This is a genomic window from uncultured Senegalimassilia sp. (assembly GCF_934632265.1).
In the GTDB taxonomy this organism is placed as follows: domain Bacteria; phylum Actinomycetota; class Coriobacteriia; order Coriobacteriales; family Eggerthellaceae; genus Senegalimassilia.
In genome coordinates, this window is the sequence record NZ_CAKTYH010000126.1 from 1 (window position 1) to 5,517 (window position 5,517).

Genomic DNA, 5,517 nt, shown 5'->3' on the forward strand with positions numbered 1-5,517 from the left:
GGGGTACATTAAGAAGAACGACTTCACGGCGTTCGGCTGGTACCGCATCGTGGTGGGCGCGCTGGTGCTCGGCGTCTTCGCGCTGCAAACCGCGGGCATCCTGGCGTAAGGCCCGCGCTCTGCGCTTTCCCGCCCGGCTCCGTGAGCTCATGCAATGCACGCGGAAAGGGAAGGGAAGCGGTGCTTAGCCAGTTCAGCAGCATCTTCACGCAGATGGTGGCCCTGTTCGCCGCCATAGGCGTCGGCTATATCTGCAAGAAAACGGGCGTTATGGACGCCGACTTCGACAAGAAGCTCTCGGGGCTTGTCCTGAGCGCCACGCTGCCGGCGCTGATCTTGGCGTCGGTGCTCAACGTGGACAGCTTGCCCGACCCTGTGCTCATGGGGCAGATCATCGGGCTTTCCGTGCTCAGCTATGCGCTGTTCATCCCTATTGCCTACTTTGTCACCTATACGCTGCGCATCCCCGACGGGTGCCGTGGCGTGTACCGCTTCATGCTCATTTTCGGCAACACGGGCTTCATCGGCTACCCCGTGCTGTCGGCCATCTTCGGCCCGCAGACGGTCGTATACGCGGTTGTGTACAACATCGTGTTCAACCTGCTGTCGTTCACCTTCGGCGCGTGGCTGATCGCGTCGGACAACGAATACGGCGTCAAGGTGCGCATGAGCTGGCGCGATTTCGTCACGCCCTGCAACATCGCCACGCTCGCCACCATGGTGCTGGCGTTTTGCGGCGTGCATGCCGTGCCCGTGGTCGGCCCGGCGCTTTCCGCCATCGGCAGCTTCACCACGCCCGCCACGCTGCTCATCGTGGGCTCGTCGCTTGCGAACCTTCCCGTCGCCAAGCTCATGGGCACCCCTCGCCTGTGGATCGCGTGCCTGGTGCGCATGGTGGCCATCCCGCTGCTCATCTTCGCCGTCATGCGGCCCCTTGCCGGCGGCGCGCTGCTGGGGGTGGTCGTGGTGCTGGCGGCCATGCCCGTGGCCACCAACGGCACCATGTTCTGCTACCAGTACGGCGGCGACGCCAAGACCATGGCCCAGGGCACCTTCATCACCACCGTCTTGGCGCTGGTCACCATCCCTTTGCTGGCTACGTTCTCGGCTGTTTTGTAACCGGGGTGGGGCGATTGCCCCATTTACCTACTTTATTCCTCAGATTTCCCTGAATCAGCCGGTTGTTTTGCTATCATGATGCGCACACGAGGGCCGCTTTCGTCCGGCACGGCGCGCGTCTGGAACTCGACGCGTCGCGCGGCCATGCTCGTTACCGCTCAAGAACAGGAAGGAACGCCGATGTCTGATCAGAACAGCTCGTTCGAGCAGATCCCGGAACCTCGTGCAAAGATCGACGAGCTTGACCGCCAGATCGTCGCGCTGCTCAACAAGCGCGCCGGTCATTCGCTGGTCATCCGCGGCCTGAAGCCCGGTGCGCACCTGGGTCTGTACGACCCCAAACGCGAAGAGGAGATCTTCGAGAAGGTGGACAGCTATAACGAGGGCCCGCTCTATAACGATAACCTCCGCGAGATCTACGGTACTATCCTGAAAGTCATGAAGGAGACCCCGTCAGCATGAGCGAGCAGAGAATCGAAGCGAAACTGCCGGATTACGGCACCCGTACCGACGAGATAACCATCTACGCCGGCCCTTGCTCGGTTGAAAGCGAAGAGCAGTTCTTCGAAGTGGCCGAGTGCATCAGCGACCTGGGCCTGACCTGGATCCGCGGCGGTGCGTACAAGCCGCGCACCAACCCGCACAGCTTCCAGGGCCTTGGCGAGGAGGCGCTCAAGATCATGAAGGCCGGCGGCGAGAAGTACGGCCTGAAAACGCTCACCGAGGTCATGGACTCCGAGCATTGCGAGCTGGTGCATTCCTACGTGGACGGCCTGCAGGTGGGCGCCCGCAACTTCCAGAACTTCAGCCTGCTGAAGAACATCGGCAAGGTCACGAAGGACTCCCACAAGATGGTGCTGTTCAAGCGCGGCTTCGCGGGCACCATCGCCGAGTGGCTGGCGGCTACGGACTACATCACCATGGAGGGCAACGACAACGTGGTGCTGTGCGAGCGCGGCCTGCGCACGTTCGAGACGGCCACGCGCTTCACGCTCGACATCTCGGCTGTGCCCGTCATTCACAAGCAGAGCCTGCTGCCCATCTGCGTGGACGTGTCCCATCCGGCAGGCGTCCGCGACCTGGTGCCCAGCCTGGCGCGCGCTGCGGTTGCCGTGGGCGCCGACTCCATCATGATCGAGGTGCACCCCAACCCGCCGGTGGCGCTTTCCGACGGCCCGCAGCAGCTGACCCCGGCGCAGTTCCGCGTCCTGGTCGAGGAGTTGCGCGAGATCGCCGCGGTGTTCGGGAAGAAGATCGTCTAGCGGCCGCAAAGCGTTTCGCGCATCATAACGAAGGCGGATCGGGAAACCGGTCCGCCTTCTTCGTGCGGAAAGATTGCTTTTGCGGACGGCGGTGCCTTTTGCGGACGGGAGGGCCCGACCGCGGCCAGTTCGTTCCGCTGCCCGTCCCGCTTCGCCAAGCCGCGCCGTCAGCGGGGTTTTGCGCGCGGAATCGAACATCCTCTGGCCATGCTGTGCATGCTTGGCTCGAATCGGGCGCGCGCCGCTCGGAAGCGGTACAATCATCAGTCGCGCCTTGTGCGCCTTGAACCTGCAACCGCACGTGAACATCATGTTAGGAAGCCCTATGCCCGTCGACATCACCACGCTCAACGGCCCCCAGCGTCAGGCCGTCGAATGCACCGAAGGCCCGCTTTTGGTCTTGGCTGGTGCTGGATCAGGCAAAACGCGCGTGCTCACGTACCGCATCGCGCACATCCTGGAGGATCTGAATGTGGCGCCGTGGGAGATCTTGGCCATCACGTTCACCAACAAGGCGGCCGCCGAGATGCGCGAGCGCCTGCAGGGCCTGGTCGGCCCGCGCAGCCGCGGCATGTGGGTGTCCACCTTCCACAGCATGTGCGTGCGCATGTTGCGCGCCGACGCCGAGCGCCTCGGGTTCTCGAAGAGCTTCACCATCTACGACACCGATGATCAGAAGCGCCTGTACAAGGAGATCATGGCCGAGCTGGACATCGACCCGAAGCGTTTCCCCATAAACGCCCTGATGACCCGCATTTCCACGGCGAAAAACGAGCTGAAGGTGCCTGGCAACTTCGCGAAGGAGGCCAACGACCCGGTGGGCAAGGTGGCCGCGCGCGTGTACGAGAAGCTGCAGGAGCGCCTGAAGCAGGCCAACGCCTTCGACTTCGATGACCTGCTGCTCTATGCGTATCTGCTGCTGAAGAACCACCCCGACGTGCTCGAGGCCTATCAGCTGCGCTTCCGCTACATCATGGTCGACGAGTACCAGGACACCAACCATGCGCAGTACGAGATTACCCGTCTTCTGGCCGAGCAGCACGGCAACATCATGGTGGTGGGCGACGACGACCAGTCCATTTACAGCTGGCGCGGCGCCGATATCCGCAACATCCTGGAGTTCGAGAAGGACTACCCCCAGTGCACCACGGTGAAGCTGGAGCAGAACTACCGTAGCGTGGGCAACGTGCTGGCGGCGGCCAACGCCGTTATCGCGAACAACCAGCATCGCAAGGTGAAGAAGCTGTTCACCGACCAGGAAGACGGCGAGAAGATCCACGTGTACATGGCCTCCGACGAGCGCGACGAGGGCCGCTGGATCGCCGGCGAGATCGAGAAGCAGCGCCAGAAGGGGCTGTCCTACAACCAGGTGGCGGTGTTCTACCGCACCAACGCCCAGTCGCGCATGCTCGAAGATATGCTGCTGCGCGCCGGCGTGCCGTACCGCATCGTCGGCGGCACGCGATTCTTCGATCGCGCTGAGATTCGCGACGTCATGGCCTATCTCACGTTGGTGGTCAACCCCGCCGACGATATCGCGGCCAAACGCGTCATCAACACGCCGCGCCGCGGTATCGGCAAGTCCACGGTGGAGCGCATCGAGCAGTTCGCGCGCGAGATGGACATGACGTTCATGGAGGGCGCCGAGATCGCCATCGCCGACCCCGAGCTGCGCGCCGCCACGCGCCGCAGCGTGGGGGAGTTCGTGCAGATCATCAAGGACGCGCAGTCCTACTCGGGCGACCTGCGCAAGTGCATCGAGGCCGTTATCGACAAGTCTGGCCTGATCAGCGCGCTGCAAGCCGAGAACACCGATGAGGCGCGCGGGCGCGTTGAGAACATCCAGGAGTTCCTGTCCGTAGTCGACGAGTTCGTGGACACCCATGACGAAGAGGATGCGGATTACGCCGCCCCTCGGCCTTCCGCCGTTCTGCCGAACGGCGGCGGACTCGACGCTGCGGCTTCCCCCGGCACCCAATCCGCGGCCGTTGACGAAGGCTTGCGTACCGAAGTACGCGGCGCCTTCGCCATCGACCACGGCTCGGGCACTGGGGAAACCCTCGCTGACTCTGCGCTACCTGCGGCGAGTTTGCAAGAATCTGCCGAGCCCGTGCGCGTGCTGCGCGGCGATTCGTTGGCCGACTTCCTGGAGTGGGTGCGCCTGCGCACCGACCTCGACACCATGGACGAGGACGGCCAGGCGGTCACGATGATGACGGTGCACGCCTCGAAGGGCCTGGAGTTCGACTGCGTGTTCGTGGCGGGCATGGAGGAGACGCTGTTCCCGCACATGAACAGCGTCGGCGACGCCGCCGGCATCGAGGAGGAGCGCCGCCTAGCCTATGTCGCCATCACGCGCGCCCGCAAGGTGCTGTTCCTCACTTGCGCCTATACGCGTCAGATCTTCGGTCAGACGCAGGCCAACCCTGTCTCGCGCTTCATCCACGAGATCCCCGGCGAGCTTCGCCAGACCATGGGCGTGGGCAGCCAGGGCTTCTCCGGCACCGGTTGGGAGAAGCGCGGCAGCCGCAAGGGCATCTCGGGCAGCGGCGTGGAGGCCGGCGGCGGCCGCGTGTTCGGCCGCTCGAGTGCCAGCGCCCCCGGCGGCAGGTCCGAGCGCGAGCGCCGCGAGGTGCGCACGAACCGAATCGGCGCAGGTCGTTCGGTATCGGGTGCCTACGTGCGCCCCGGGGCGGAGAAGAAGGCGGCAGCCAAGATGACCTTCGCCGCCGGCGACACCGTAGACCACAAGACGTTCGGCCGCGGCAAGGTGACGAAGGTGGACGGCGACACGCTCTACGTCCGCTTCTCCAAGTCCGGCCAAACGAAGAAGCTGCTGAAAGACTACGCACCCATCGTCAAGATCGGGTAGGCCGAAAGCGCCGGCGTATGGCAGCGCCGCGTTGCAGCCTGCATACGGAAGCGCCCCGCAAACCTCGACGGTTTGCGGGGCGCTTCGTCGTGTGAACGGGGGACGGAGGTGTGTTCACGCGTCGGCGTCGCGGGGTGGCCGCGCAAGCGGCCGGTGGCGTTGACGCAGGTCGGCTAGCGCCCGCACATGAACAGACGATATGCCCATCGAGATGGCAGCAAGAAGGAAGCCTCGCTGTTGTTGATTCATATGCGCCTTCGTCGG

General features: G+C 64.2%; 4 protein-coding genes. All 4 read left to right on the forward strand.

The window, feature by feature from the left end; all coding sequences use genetic code 11:
• The first annotated feature begins 180 nt into the window (after positions 1 to 180).
• The 4 genes from Q0H50_RS08215 (at position 181) to Q0H50_RS08230 (ending at position 5,253) form a co-directional block, all read left to right on the forward strand.
• Positions 181 to 1,119 carry an AEC family transporter gene (locus Q0H50_RS08215; RefSeq protein ID WP_294421287.1) on the forward strand — a complete coding sequence of 313 codons (939 nt, stop codon included), beginning with the start codon at positions 181 to 183 and terminating at the stop codon, positions 1,117 to 1,119.
• 180 nt (positions 1,120 to 1,299) lie between these two features.
• Positions 1,300 to 1,581: a chorismate mutase gene (locus Q0H50_RS08220; RefSeq protein ID WP_294421290.1), complete on the forward strand. Its 282-nt coding sequence runs from the start codon at positions 1,300 to 1,302 to the stop codon at positions 1,579 to 1,581.
• Positions 1,578 to 2,381, forward strand: coding sequence for a 3-deoxy-7-phosphoheptulonate synthase (aroF, locus tag Q0H50_RS08225; RefSeq protein WP_118350173.1), 804 nt, complete (start codon positions 1,578 to 1,580; stop codon positions 2,379 to 2,381). The genes Q0H50_RS08220 and aroF overlap by 4 nt, the downstream gene beginning before the upstream one ends.
• A 325-nt stretch (positions 2,382 to 2,706) precedes the next feature.
• Positions 2,707 to 5,253, forward strand: coding sequence for an ATP-dependent helicase (locus tag Q0H50_RS08230; protein WP_294421292.1), 2,547 nt, complete (start codon positions 2,707 to 2,709; stop codon positions 5,251 to 5,253).
• Positions 5,254 to 5,517 lie beyond the last annotated feature (264 nt).